This window comes from Pseudomonas sp. QD4 (assembly GCF_049199125.1).
In the GTDB taxonomy this organism is placed as follows: domain Bacteria; phylum Pseudomonadota; class Gammaproteobacteria; order Pseudomonadales; family Pseudomonadaceae; genus Aquipseudomonas.
Genome location: NZ_JBLZOM010000006.1, coordinates 134,309 through 147,063, shown reverse-complemented (window position 1 = coordinate 147,063; position 12,755 = coordinate 134,309). Strand labels below are relative to the sequence as shown.

Below are 12,755 nucleotides of genomic sequence, written 5' to 3'. Positions count from 1 at the left end.
TCTTGCGCAGTAGTCATATCAGTCGATTCCGCCCGTTAGGGTCGTCTGCTCAGCATAGTCGAGGTGTTTGACGAGCTGCGCGCGCAGCCGGGCACTTACCTCGGCAAATTCAATCGTCCCTGTGTGCTCGCGCAGCTGGGTCATCGCCAGCCCGGCATAGCCGCAGGGGTTAATCCGTCGAAACGGCTCAAGATCCATATCCACATTCAGGGCCAGGCCATGAAAGGAGCAACCATGGCGGATCCGCAGGCCCAGGGAGGCGATTTTCGCCCCGTTAACGTACACGCCAGGCGCATCCGGCTTGGCTGCCGCTGTCACGCCATAACTGGCCAGCAACTCGATCAGGCAGCATTCCATCCGGCTGACCAGCTCGCGCACACCGAACCCGAGTCGGCGCACATCCAGCAGCAGGTAAGCCACCAGTTGGCCGGGACCGTGATAGGTCACCTGCCCGCCTCGATCCGCCTGGACCACCGGGATATCCCCGGGAATCAGCAGGTGTTCCGCCTTGCCGGCCTGGCCTTGAGTAAACACCGGTGAATGCTCGACCAGCCAGATTTCATCGGCGGCATCACTGCCGCGCTCATTGGTAAAACGCTGCATGGCGTGCCAGACCGGCTCGTAATCCATCCGGCCAAGCTCGCGAAAGCCGAGCGGTTGCTGCATCACAGCACCATGTGTACGAAACCGGTAGCCCGCAACTCGCTGTTGATGTCGTACAGCTGTTCTTGACCGGTGGCGATGATATGCAGCTGGATAGTCGTGTACTTGCCGTTGGTACTCTGGCGTTCGGCCAGGGTCTTGTGGTCAACGGTGGCGTGCTTCTCAAGGATCGCGATGATCTTGTCCTTGAAACCCACACCGGTGTCGCCAATCACCTTGATCGGGTAATCCGCGCAAGGGAATTCGATCTTTGGCGCCTTTACTTCAGTGTCTGTCATGGCAAAACGGCCTCGTAAGCCGTGGCGACGGACATGGGCCCTGGTCTGTTTCAGAGCAGGGCCCATGTCCGTCGACAACAGTAATCAGTTGAACAAGCCGTAGAAGAATAGACGGATGCTATCCCACATGCGGCGGAAGATACCACCTTCCTCGACCGCTTCCAGAGCGATCAGGTCGGCGCTGTGTACGACCTTGTCGTCCAGTTTGACCTCAACCTTGCCGATCACGTCGCCCTTGGCGATAGGCGCGACCAGTTGCGGGTTCATGGTCATGCTGGCGGCGAGCTTCTTCAGCTGGCCCTTGGGCATGGTCATGGTCAGGTCTTCAGCCAGGCCGGCCTTGACTTGGTGGGTGGTGCCTTTCCAGACCGGTGCCTGGGCCAGCTCGGTGCCTTTCTGATAGAAGGTCTGGGTTTCGAAGAAGCGGAAACCGTAGGTCAGCAGCTTCTGGGTCTCGGCGGCGCGAGCCTGTTCGCTGTTGGTGCCGAAGACCACCGCGATCAGACGCATGCCATCACGCACGGCCGAGGACACCATGCAGTAGCCGGCCTCGTCGGTATGGCCGGTTTTCAGACCGTCGACGGTCTTGTCGCGCCACAGCAGCAGGTTGCGGTTAGGTTGCTTGATGCCGTTCCAGAAGAACTCTTTCTGCGAGTAGATCGCATAGTGAGCCGGGTCTTCGTGGATGATCGCGCGAGCCAGCACCGCCATGTCGTGGGCCGACGAGTAGTGCTCGGGGTTCGGCAGGCCGGTCGGGTTCATGAAGTGGCTGTTGCTCATGCCCAGGTCGCCGGCCGTCTTGTTCATCATGTCGGCGAATGCGTCTTCGCTGCCGGCGATGTGCTCGGAAACCGCAACGCTGGCGTCGTTACCCGACTGGATGATGATGCCGTGCAGCAGGTCGCTGACGGTCACCTGCGAACCGACCTTGATGAACATCCGCGAACCGCCGGTGCGCCAGGCGTTCTCGCTGACGGTCACCGGGTCGTTCTCGCCGATCTGGCCGCGACGGATTTCCAGGGTCGCGATGTAGGCTGTCATCAGCTTGGTCAGGCTGGCTGGCGGCAGACGCTGGTCACCATTGTTCTCCACCAGCACGTTACCGCTGCTGGCATCCATGAGCACATAGGACTTGGCGGCCAGTTGCGGTGGCGACGGCATCGCCTCTACCGCCCAGGCAGCGGGCGTGATGATCAGCGGGACAAGCAGGCACAGGCGTTTGGCAAAGGTGGTGATGTTCATCCGTCTCTCGAAGTAGCTAATGGAAACTTGCCCTCTCGGGCAAAACTAATCAGACAGCCTTCTGACGGGCTGTCGCGTGTTCAGTTGTTCACTCACTGACCCTTGCCGGGTTTTTGTTGTTCACAGAGCCAACAACCTAGGCCACCCGCACGCGGGCAGACCCTGAATCAAAAAATCACTCGGCAGTCACGACGCTCGGCTGACCCAGATTGGCCAGGCGCACGCTGTTCTGCACTTGCTGAATCTCACCCGGCGAGCCGATCGGCCCCAGGCGCACCCGGTGCAGGGTCTGCTGGTTACGCACGATCGAACTGATGAACACCGGGGCGCTCACCATGCCGCTCAACTTCGACCTCAGCAATTCGGCAGCATCCGGGTTGGCGAAGGCGCCCACCTGCAGATACTGGCCAGAGGCTGGGGAAGCAGCCGCTTTCTTGGCCTCCAGCTGCACCGGCACCACGGCGGCAGCGTGCTGCTGGGGCGGCGGCGTCCATTGTTCTACCGTGCCAGTCGATGCCGTGACCGTCGGCGCGGCATTCTGCGCCACCTGCGGTTCATTGAGCATCAACGGCGCCGGGCGACCACGCTGGGCCCACCATTCCTGGGGATCGATGCCTTCAACCTTGACCCGCGCGGTGCCGGTCTCGGCATACCCGAGCTTTTTCGCTGCGGCGTAGGACAGGTCGATGATGCGATCGGAGTAGAACGGCCCACGGTCGTTGACCCGCAGAATCACGGTCTTGTTGTTGTCCAGGTTGGTCACCCGCACGTAACTGGGCAGCGGCAGTGTCTTGTGCGCCGCGCTCATGCCATACAGGTCATACACCTCGCCATTGGCGGTGTTCTGCCCGTGAAACTTGGTGCCATACCAGGACGCCGTACCCGACGCGACATAGCGCTTGGATTCGGCCATCGGGAAATAGGTCTTGCCCAGCACCGTATAAGGGTTGGCCTTGTAGGGCCCGGTGTGCAGGGTCGGGGTGGCATCAGGAATGCGTGAAACGTCGACATCCCACCAGGGCGCGCCGTCCTTGTGGGCACGGTTGATATCCAGGCCCGGGGCGGAACGCACCGCGGTCGAGGATTTCTGTTGCGGCGCTCGACTCGTCGAGCAACTGACCACCAGCAAGGACAACGCGGCGAAAGCCACCAGCTTCAGGGGTTTGCGAATTGGCGATGCCGGCATTACTTGACGCCCCGTGCTTGGACCAGCTGTTCAGACAACTGATGTACGGCCATGGCGTACATCACGCTGCGGTTATAACGCGTGATCGCGTAAAAATTCTTCAGGCCCATCCAGTATTCCGGGCCATTGTCGCCTTCCAGGCGGAAGGCGGTGACGGGCAAATCATCGCGCAGCGCATCATGACTCGACCAGCCCAGGGCCCGCAACTCCCCGACGGTTTTCGTCGGCTCGATGCCGGTAGTCAGGCCTTCATCGACCTGATCGCCGCGCACATCGGCGCGGCTGACCACCGGCTCGCCGGCCACCCAGCCATGGCGCTTGAAGTAGCTGGCGACGCTGCCAATGGCATCGTCCGGATTGGTCCAGATATTAATGTGGCCGTCACCGTCGAAATCCACGGCGTACGCGCGAAAGCTGCTCGGCATGAACTGCGGCAGCCCCATGGCCCCGGCGTAGGAGCCCTTGAGCGTCAAGGGGTCAACCTGCTCTTCACGGGCCAGCAGCAAAAACTCGCGCAGCTCCTTGCGGAAGAATTCGGCGCGCGGCGGATAATCGAAACTCAGGGTGGATAAAGCATCGATCACCCGGTAATTACCGGTATTTCGACCAAAAAAGGTCTCAACTCCGATAATCGACACTATCACCTGGGCCGGCACGCCATATTCCTGCTCGGCGCGGGCCAATGCGGCTTCGTGCTGACGCCAGAAGTCCACCCCGCGGGCAATGCGCGCGTCGGTGATGAACATTGGCCGGTAATCTTTCCATTGCTTGACGCGCTCGGCAGGCCTTGAAATGGCGTCCAGAATCGATTGCTTGCGTTCAGCCTCGCGGAACACACCCATCAGCTGCTCGCCTGCAAAACCATAATCGCGGGTCATTTCACCCACGAACTCGGCCACTTGCGGCGAACCCTCGTAATCGCCGGCCAACGCTTCCTGCGTTGCACCAAGGATGCCTACCAGACCGACCCACGGTGCATACCGAGCGGCCCAGCCACGCATTACTTGCATTGAATTCTTCACCTTTTTCAAACCTGCGCGATCCACTTACGATGGGTATGGATCGACATCAAAACCCCAAACGCTGACAGCAGTGTCACCAGCGAAGTTCCTCCGTAGCTAATGAACGGCAACGGCACCCCTACAACCGGCAACAGGCCACTGACCATACCGATGTTGACGAAAACGTAAACAAAAAACGTCATGGTCAGGCTGCCGGCGAGCAATTTACCGAACAGCGTCTGCGCCTGGGCGGTAATCACCAGCCCGCGACCGATCAACAACAGATAGATCAGCAGCAGCGCGCAGATGCCCACCAGACCGAACTCCTCGCCCATCACCGCAATGATGAAGTCGGTGTGGCTTTCCGGGAGAAAGTCCAGGTGCGACTGAGTGCCCAACAACCAGCCTTTGCCAAATACGCCGCCGGAACCGATGGCCGCCTTGGACTGGATAATGTTCCAGCCGGTGCCGAGCGGATCGCTCTCCGGATCGAGGAAGGTCAGGATCCGCTGTTTCTGGTAGTCGTGCATGATAAAGAACCACATCGCCACCGCCACCGGCACCGCCGCCGCCAGCACGCTGAGGATCCAGCGCCAGCGCAGCCCACCCATGAACAGCACGAAGGCGCCGCCGGCGAGAATCAGCAGTGAGGTGCCGAGGTCGGGCTGGCGCACGATCAGAATGAACGGAATACCGATCAGCACCAGGCTGATCCCCACGTGCTTGAGTTGCGGCGGCAGGGTGCGCTTGGCCAGGTACCAGGCAATGGTCGCGGGCATGATGATCTTCATGAATTCCGACGGCTGGAAGCGAATCACCCCCGGGATGTTGATCCAGCGGGTGGCGCCCATGGCGTTGTGCCCCATGACATCCACCACCACCAGCAGCACCACGCCGAACACATAGGCCAGCGGTACCCAGCGCGCCATGAAGCGCGGCTCGAACTGGGCGATCACGATCATCGACACCAGGCCGATGCCGAACGAGGTCGCCTGCTTGGCCAGCAGGTCCCAGCTCTTGCCGCTGGCCGAGTACAGGACAAACAGGCTGCCGGCCGCCAGGGTCAGCAACAGGATCAATAACGGTCCATCGATGTGCATGCGCTGCAACAGAGTCGCGCGACGCCGCATCACATCCTCGCTGGAGAGGATGCGATCAAAATTACTCTTCACGGGCCGTAGCCTCCGCGCTGATAGGGCTGGCGAACTCGGGCTTGAGCTGACCGTCCTGGCCTAGCAGCCAGGCATCCATGATCTGACGCACTACCGGGGCCGCGACGCCGGAACCCGACTCACCGTTCTCGACCATGACCGAGACCACGATTCTGGGGTTGTCCGCCGGGGCAAACCCGACAAACAGGGCGTGGTCGCGGTGGCGTTCCTGGACTTTGGAGCGGTCGTACTTCTCGCCCTGCTTGATGGCGACCACCTGGGCGGTACCACTCTTGCCGGCGATCCGATACTGCGCGCCGACTGCCGCCTTGCGCGCGGTACCGCGAGCGCCGTGCATCACCTGTTGCATGCCGTGATTGACCTTGGTCCAGTCCGACGGGTCACGCAGGACGATGTCCGGCATCGGATTTTCATCCACCGGCTTTTCGCCCTCGATAGTCTTGGCCAGGTGCGGGCGGTTCCACTTGCCCTTGCTGGCCACCAGCGCAGTGGCCTGGGCCAGTTGCAAAGGGGTCGACTGCATATAGCCCTGGCCTATCCCGAGAATCAGGGTTTCCCCCGGGAACCAGGCCTGGCGCCGCGTGGCGCGCTTCCATTCACGGGACGGCATCAGCCCTGGGGATTCCTCGAACATGTCCAGGGACACCTTTTGCCCGATACCGAACTTGTTCATGTAGGCCGACAATCGATCGATCCCCAGCTTGTGGGCCAGGTCATAGAAGTAGGTGTCGTTGGAACGCATGATCGCCGTGTCCAGGTCGACATAGCCGTCACCGGTGCGGTTCCAGTTGCGGTACTTGTGATCGTAATTGGGCAATTGGTAATAACCCGGATCGAAGACCCGGGTCGAGGCCGTGACCACGCCCGAATCGAGACCGGCAATCGCCACCGCTGGTTTGATGGTCGAGCCCGGCGGATAAAGGCCGCGCAGCACCCGGTTGAACAGCGGACGATCGATCGAATCGCGCAACTCGGCATAGGCCTTGAAGCTGATGCCGGTCACGAACAGGTTCGGGTCGAAGCTTGGCTGGCTGACCATCGCCAGTACTTCACCGGTGGTGGGATCCAGCGCCACCACCGCGCCACGACGCCCGCCCAAGGCCAGTTCGGCGGCTTCCTGCAGCTTGATGTCGAGGCTCAGGACAATGTCTTTGCCAGGAATCGGATCGGTGCGCTTGAGCACCCGCAGCACGCGGCCGCGGGCGTTGGTCTCGACTTCTTCGTAGCCCACCTGGCCGTGCAACTCCGGCTCGTAGAAGCGCTCGATACCGGTCTTGCCGATATGGTGAGTGCCGCTGTAGTTGACCGGATCCAGGGACTTCAGCTCTTTCTCGTTGATCCGCCCCATGTAGCCCACCGAGTGCGCAAAGTGCGCGCCCTGGGGGTAATGGCGCACCAACTGGGCCACCACTTCCACGCCCGGCAGGCGGAACTGGTTGACCGCGATCCGGGCGATCTGCTCTTCGTTGAGCTCAAACAGAATCGGCACCGGTTCGAATGGCCGCCGCCCCTGGCTCATGCGCTTTTCGAAGAGCACGCGGTCCTCCGGCGTCAGCTCCAGCACCTCGACAATCACATCGAGGATCTGGCGCCAGTCGCCGGAGCGCTCGCGGGTCATGCTCAGGCTGAAGCTCGGCCGGTTATCCGCCACCACGACGCCGTTGCGGTCAAAAATCAGGCCGCGGGTCGGTGGAATCGGCTGCACGTGAACGCGGTTATTTTCCGACAGGGTCGAGTGGTACTCGTACTGGATGACCTGCAGAAAATACAACCGCGCTATCAGCACCCCGATCAGGCACACCACTGCAATTGCACCGAACACGACCCGGCCACGCACCAGACGGGCGTCTTTCTCGTGGTCCTTGATGCGGATCGGCTGGGACATTAGGGCGCAGGGCTACTTGTGATAAGGGTGCCCGGACAGGACTGTCCAGGCGCGATACAGCTGTTCACCGATGAGGATGCGTACCAGCGGGTGGGGCAAGGTCAGCGGCGACAGCGACCAGCGCTGATCCGCCCGCGCACAGACTTCCGGCGCCAGCCCTTCCGGGCCGCCAACCATGAAATTGACCGTGCGCGAATCGAGCCGCCAGCGGTCCAGTTCGACCGCCAGTTGCTCGGTGCTCCAGGGCTTGCCGTGCACCTCGAGGGTGACAATCCGCTCATTGGGACCGACCTTGGCCAACATGGCTTCGCCTTCCTGACGGATAAAGCGTGCCACGTCGGCGTTCTTGCCCCGGGTATTGAGCGGTATTTCCACCAGTTCCAGCGCCAGCTCGGACGGCAAGCGCTTGGCATATTCATGCCAGCCCTCTTCCACCCACTTGGGCATGCGTGAACCGACAGCGATCAGACGCAGGCGCACAGCCGTTCCTTATTCCTGGTCTTTGTTGAGCTTGTTGAAATGCTCGTGACCCACTTCCGGGCTGTGGTGCTTGCCATCAGCGGCACGGCTCTGCTCGGCGCCTTTCCACAGGCGCTCCAGGTCGTAGAACTGACGGGCGTTGGAGGTCATCATGTGAACGATCACGTCGTCCATGTCCAACAACACCCAGTCGCTGTCGCCCTTACCTTCTTCACCCAGCGGCTTGACGCCCAGGGCCTTCACGGCTTCGCGAACCTTGTCCAGCATCGCGCCGATCTGACGGTTGGAGGTACCGGTGGCAATGATCATGTAGTCAGTGATGCTTTGCTTGTCACGCACATCGATGACCAGCACGTCCTGGGCCTTGACGTCTTCCAGGGCCGCTACGGCAACCTTGACCAGCTCTTCGCCCTTGAGAGGCTCGCCGATGATGACTTTTTCAGGCAGCGGGGCACTCTTGAACGTGCCTTTGCGCTTAACTTTGTTTACGTCGTTGTTCGTCATATAAAACTCGTTTTGCTCGTATGTTCGGGCGCTTCAATACACGACTATTCGTGCCTTCAAGCGCGCCTTTTCAGTTCGACGCACGGTAAAGCCCGTGCGCATCGATGTAGGCCAGGACCGCGTCAGGCACCAGGAAACGTACCGACTTACCGCTGGCCAGCAGTTGACGGATCTGGGTGGCAGACACCGCAAGCGGGGTCTGCCAGACGAATGCAATATTCCCGCTTGGCCCGGTCAGGGCCAAGGGGTCACTTACCGACCGCGCTGCCAGCAGGTTGCGCAAGGCATCCGGCGGTTCGCTGTCGGCATCCGGGCGTTGCAGCACCAGGATGTGGCAATGCTGGAGTAACTCCTCCCAGCGATGCCAGGTGGGCAGGCCGCAAAAAGCGTCCCAGCCCAGTAGCAGAAACAACTGGTCATCCGCGGCCAACTCGGCCCGCATCAGTTCCAGGGTGTCGATGGTGTAGGACGGTTTGTCCCGTTTCAGCTCACGGTCGTCCACCACCAACGGTGATACCCCCGTGACCGCGCACTCGACCATCGCCAGACGGTCCAACGCCGACACCTGCGGCGTGTTGCGATGAGGCGGCCTGGCACTGGGTGTCAGGCGCAATTCATCAAGAGTCAGCGATTCGGCCACTTCCAGCGCACCGCGCAAATGGCCGATATGCACCGGGTCGAACGTCCCGCCGAGTACGCCAATGCGTCTGGGCCGGGGTTCGCTGACGGGCAGAACGGCAGGCTGGCCAAGGTCGCCCAAGTCAGACCGACTCCTGTCCACGCAACTGGCCATCACCGACCACGATGTATTTCTCGCAGGTCAAGCCTTCGAGACCTACCGGGCCGCGGGCGTGCAGCTTATCAGTAGAAATGCCAATCTCCGCACCCAATCCGTATTCAAAGCCATCGGCGAAGCAGGTCGGGGTGTTGATCATCACCGAACTGGAGTCGACCTCAGCTACAAAACGCCGGGCTTCACCCTGGTGTTCAGTGACGATCGAGTCCGTGTGGTGCGAGCCGTAATGGTTGATGTGCTCAATGGCCTGGCCCAGGTCGTCCACCACGCGGATCGACAGAATCGGTGCCAGGTACTCGGTATTCCAGTCTTCTTCGGTTGCAGCAATCACGTCGATGATGGCCTGAGTACGCTCGCAACCCCGCAACTCGACACCCTTCTCGCGGAACTGCGCAGCCATCGCCGGCAAAAACTCGGCAGCCACCGCTTGATCCACCAGCAGGGTTTCCATCGCGCCGCAGATGCCATAACGGTAGGTCTTGGCGTTGAAGGCAATGCGCTGGGCCTTGGCCAGGTCCGCGTGAGCACCGACATAAACGTGGCAGATGCCGTCCAGATGCTTGATCACCGGCACGCGGGCGTCACGGCTGACGCGTTCGATCAGGCCCTTGCCACCGCGCGGCACGATCACGTCGACGTATTCCGGCATGGTGATCAAGGCACCGACAGCCGCCCGGTCGGTCACTTCGACCACCTGGACCACGGCCGCCGGCAAGCCGGCTTCGGCCAGGCCGCGCTGGATGCACAGGGCGATGGCGCGATTGGAGTGGATGGCCTCGGAGCCGCCACGCAGGATGGTCGCGTTACCCGACTTCAGGCACAGGCTCGCGGCATCGATGGTCACGTTCGGCCGTGATTCGTAAATGATGCCAACCACACCCAGCGGCACGCGCATTTTGCCGACCTGGATACCCGAAGGCCGGTAGCTCATATCGCGGATCGCGCCCACCGGGTCCGGCAGGCTCGCCACCTGGCGCAGACCAACGATCATGCCGTCGATACGGGCCGGGGTCAGTGCCAGGCGTTCTAGCATGGCCGATTCCAGACCATTGGCCCGACCGGCAGCCAGGTCCTGCTCGTTGGCAGCGGTCAGTTCTGGACGAGCGGCGTCCAAAGCAGCGGCAGCAGCATTCAGCGCACGGTTTTTCTGCGCAGTGCTGGCACGGCCGATGACACGCGAAGCTTCGCGGGCAGCGCGACCCAAACGGGTCATGTAGTCAAGAACGGACTCAGTCATGGTCTGGTGTGGTCTTGGCAAAGAGGAAAGCGGCAGATTATAGCTGTCGCATCGGCCCACGGACAGCGGTCACGGGCGGATGGTCAAAATGGAGGGCAAATAGCGTGCGTTAAGCATGGGTTAAGGCTGATGTTGATATCATTGCGTCACATTTCTCGTCGCCCACCGTTGCCACCATGTCCATTCTGACCAACGCAGACCTGCCCAACGCCCTGCCTGACAGCTTCTTCGACCGTGATGCGCAACTGCTGGCCCGCGAACTGCTGGGCAAAATCATCCGGCATAAAGTCGACGGCCTGTGGTTATCGGCGCGCATTATCGAGACCGAAGCCTATTACTGCGAGGAAAAAGGCAGCCACGCCTCCCTCGGCTACACAGAAAAGCGTAAGGCTTTGTTTCTGGATGGCGGCCACATCTACATGTATTACGCCCGCGGCGGCGATTCGCTGAATTTCAGCGCTCAGGGTCCGGGCAACGCGGTGCTGATAAAATCGGCCTACCCCTGGGTCGACGCGGTCTCTGGCCCGGCCAGCCTGGCGCAAATGCTGCTCAACAACCCCGATGCCAGTGGCCGCCCCCGCCCCTCGCAAAAGCTGTGCGCCGGCCAGACCCTGCTGTGCAAGGCCCTGGGCTTGAAAGTCCCAATCTGGGATGCCAAGCGCTTTGATCAGGAGCTGCTGTTTGTCGAAGATGTCGGCACCCCGGTCGGACAGATTATCCAGACCACCCGCCTGGGCATTCCCCACGGCCGCGACGAGCATTTGATGTACCGCTTCGTCGACGCGTCCTACGCGCCTTATTGCACACGGAACCCCTTGCGTCGCGGCCAAGTCGAAGGACGCGATTACTTTCTGCTCGACTGAAATCCCGCAGCAACGAACCTGCCCGCGATAGCGCTATCGCGATCTGGCGCGCTTCTGCGTTCAATGTGCACATGACGGAGTTGACTTTATGGGCCCATGGCTCGATGGCATGACCACCTGGTTGACGGCCAACCCGCAGTGGCTGGCCGCCGCGGTATTTATTGTGGCCTGTGTCGAGTGCCTGGCGATTGCCGGCCTGATCGTGCCCGGCACGGTGCTGCTATTCGCGATTGCCGTGCTGGCTGGCAACGGCGCGTTGTCCCTGGGCGAAACCCTGCTGTTGGGGTTTCTCGGGGGGCTGCTGGGCGACGTCGTTTCCTACCTGCTCGGCAGACATTTTCATCAGAGCATTCGTCGACTGCCCGGGCTGCGCCAACACCCGCAATGGATCAGCGGCGCCGAAGCGTATTTTCAGCGTTATGGTATCGCCAGCCTGCTGGTGGGTCGTTTTATCGGGCCGTTGCGGCCGATGCTGCCGATGGTCGCCGGCATGTTCGACATGCCCTTCCCCCGCTTTATTGCCGTCAGCCTGCTGGCCGCTGCCGGCTGGACCGTTGCCTACCTACTGCCCGGCTGGGCCACCGGCGCCGCGATACGCCTGCCGCTGCCCGAGGGTTTCTGGCCCGAGGCGGGAGTCGTGGTCGGCAGCATCGCCGTGCTGGTGGGCCTGAGCATTACCAGCAGCCTGCGTCGACACCGCAATGCCACCTTGATCATGAGTGTGATGAGCCTGGTGATCCTGGCCGGGCTGTTTATCGGCTACCCCTACCTGATCCAGTTCGATCAGGGCCTGATTGCCTTGGTGCAGGAGCATCGCAGCACCTCCCTGGACCGGATCATGGTGATGGTCACGCAGATCGGCGAGTTCCGAGCCATGTTCATCATCAGCGGCGTGCTCACCCTGCTGCTGTTGATTGCCCGCCAATGGCGGCAGGCGATCTTCGCCGGCGCCACACTGATGTGCACCGCCCTGGCCAACACCGGCAGCAAGTGGTTCTTCGCCCGGGTCCGCCCCGAGGTGCTGACCGATCCACTGACCAGCTACAGCATGCCCAGCGGCCATTCTTCCGGCGCCTTTGCCTTGTTCCTGACCCTGGCGGTACTTGCCGGGCGCGGCCAGCCACCCAGGATGCGCCTGACCTGGCTGCTGCTGGGCTGCCTGCCGGCCGCTTCGATCGCCTTGTCGCGGGTCTACCTCGGGGCGCATTGGCCGACCGATATTCTGGCCGGCGCGATGCTCGCGACCTGCGTCTGTGCCGCCAGCCTGGCCCTGAGCCAGCGTCAGACGCCTTTGCCGGCAATGCCAGCCAGGGTCTGGTGGCTGGTGCTGCCGAGCATGATTGCGCTGTGCGCATTTATGGCCATGCGGCACCTGCCCCACGCCCTGCTGCGCTACGCCTATTGAGGAAATCCGCTAGAGAGTGGTGGCAAGGGCCGTCAGGCTGAAC

Annotated in this window: 13 protein-coding genes; 2 read left to right on the top strand and 11 right to left on the bottom strand. The window is 61.7% G+C overall.

Features of this window, described 5'->3' with window-relative positions; translation table 11 throughout:
* Positions 1-18: 18 nt before the first annotated feature.
* From lipB to ACOZJV_RS28045, 11 genes are all read right to left on the bottom strand, one after another.
* A complete protein-coding gene (gene lipB / locus ACOZJV_RS28095; protein ID WP_078471651.1) occupies positions 19-666 on the bottom strand; it encodes a lipoyl(octanoyl) transferase LipB in 648 nt (215 codons plus the stop codon).
* On the bottom strand, positions 666-941 hold the full coding sequence (locus tag ACOZJV_RS28090; RefSeq protein ID WP_008152827.1) for a DUF493 domain-containing protein: 276 nt from the start codon (positions 939-941) through the stop codon (positions 666-668). Before ACOZJV_RS28090 ends, lipB begins: the two co-directional genes overlap by 1 nt.
* Before the next feature lie 84 nt (positions 942-1,025).
* Positions 1,026-2,183 (bottom strand): D-alanyl-D-alanine carboxypeptidase family protein, encoded by a 1,158-nt coding sequence (locus ACOZJV_RS28085; RefSeq protein WP_078471650.1) that lies wholly within the window; start codon positions 2,181-2,183, stop codon positions 1,026-1,028.
* Between the two features lie 175 nt (positions 2,184-2,358).
* The gene (locus ACOZJV_RS28080; RefSeq protein ID WP_078471649.1) at positions 2,359-3,369 is read right to left on the bottom strand and encodes a septal ring lytic transglycosylase RlpA family protein; all 1,011 of its coding nucleotides are present in this window, start codon (positions 3,367-3,369) and stop codon (positions 2,359-2,361) included.
* Entirely contained in the window at positions 3,369-4,391 is a 1,023-nt protein-coding gene (mltB, locus tag ACOZJV_RS28075) for a lytic murein transglycosylase B (RefSeq protein WP_371106507.1), read from the bottom strand. Before mltB ends, ACOZJV_RS28080 begins: the two co-directional genes overlap by 1 nt.
* A gap of 5 nt (positions 4,392-4,396) precedes the next feature.
* Complete coding sequence (rodA, locus tag ACOZJV_RS28070; RefSeq protein WP_078471647.1) at positions 4,397-5,500, bottom strand: rod shape-determining protein RodA; 1,104 nt, start codon at positions 5,498-5,500, stop codon at positions 4,397-4,399.
* 31 nt (positions 5,501-5,531) lie between these two features.
* Positions 5,532-7,427, bottom strand: a complete 1,896-nt coding sequence (gene mrdA / locus ACOZJV_RS28065) for a penicillin-binding protein 2 (RefSeq protein WP_421548969.1) — start codon at positions 7,425-7,427, stop codon at positions 5,532-5,534.
* A 12-nt stretch (positions 7,428-7,439) separates the two neighbouring features.
* The gene (gene rlmH, locus ACOZJV_RS28060) at positions 7,440-7,907 is read right to left on the bottom strand and encodes a 23S rRNA (pseudouridine(1915)-N(3))-methyltransferase RlmH (protein WP_003185785.1); all 468 of its coding nucleotides are present in this window, start codon (positions 7,905-7,907) and stop codon (positions 7,440-7,442) included.
* Positions 7,908-7,916: 9 nt separating this feature from the next.
* On the bottom strand, positions 7,917-8,411 hold the full coding sequence (rsfS, locus tag ACOZJV_RS28055) for a ribosome silencing factor (RefSeq protein ID WP_078471645.1): 495 nt from the start codon (positions 8,409-8,411) through the stop codon (positions 7,917-7,919).
* A 70-nt stretch (positions 8,412-8,481) separates the two neighbouring features.
* The gene (gene nadD, locus ACOZJV_RS28050; RefSeq protein WP_242487417.1) at positions 8,482-9,204 is read right to left on the bottom strand and encodes a nicotinate-nucleotide adenylyltransferase; all 723 of its coding nucleotides are present in this window, start codon (positions 9,202-9,204) and stop codon (positions 8,482-8,484) included.
* The gene (locus tag ACOZJV_RS28045) at positions 9,173-10,444 is read right to left on the bottom strand and encodes a glutamate-5-semialdehyde dehydrogenase (protein WP_421548968.1); all 1,272 of its coding nucleotides are present in this window, start codon (positions 10,442-10,444) and stop codon (positions 9,173-9,175) included. The genes nadD and ACOZJV_RS28045 overlap by 32 nt, the downstream gene beginning before the upstream one ends.
* Positions 10,445-10,620: 176 nt before the next feature.
* On the opposite strand from ACOZJV_RS28045, the gene ACOZJV_RS28040 reads away from it, so the two are divergent.
* Positions 10,621-11,307, top strand: coding sequence for a DNA-3-methyladenine glycosylase (locus ACOZJV_RS28040; protein ID WP_201128160.1), 687 nt, complete (start codon positions 10,621-10,623; stop codon positions 11,305-11,307).
* Between the two features lie 88 nt (positions 11,308-11,395).
* Positions 11,396-12,712: a bifunctional DedA family/phosphatase PAP2 family protein gene (locus ACOZJV_RS28035; protein ID WP_421548967.1), complete on the top strand. Its 1,317-nt coding sequence runs from the start codon at positions 11,396-11,398 to the stop codon at positions 12,710-12,712.
* Positions 12,713-12,755: the final 43 nt, after the last annotated feature.